This is a genomic window from Achromobacter sp. SIMBA_011, from assembly GCF_046535435.1.
In the GTDB taxonomy this organism is placed as follows: Bacteria; Pseudomonadota; Gammaproteobacteria; order Burkholderiales; family Burkholderiaceae_B; genus Achromobacter; species Achromobacter dolens.
Map to the genome: position 1 here is coordinate 1 of NZ_JAWRWN010000470.1, position 272 is coordinate 272.

General features: G+C 56.2%; 1 pseudogene. It reads left to right on the forward strand.

The features are described 5' to 3' along the window. Positions 1 to 269, forward strand: a pseudogene (locus SB816_RS31755) (protein mobD); the annotation flags it as partial. Positions 270 to 272: the final 3 nt, after the last annotated feature.

Consider the following 272-nt stretch of genomic DNA (forward strand, 5'->3'; position numbering starts at 1 on the left):
TTGTGCGCAACGGCTACTTTGGTTCTCCAGATAAATTCACCATTTATCGGGACTCACAATTGCGCAACGCCGTTGAAGCACCGGGCCAATAGTTGGATTTTCCCGACCTTGCGGATCGCGTCGCGGACGAGTTGCGTAGCCAACGTCTGTCGGTCAGAAAGGCGGCGCAAACGATGCATATTGGTGAGCGGGCGGAACTGCTGCGCTGGCGTGCGATATCCGGCACGATGTTCGCCAAGCTGACAGATCATGTGCAATTGGCGCGGTGAGGT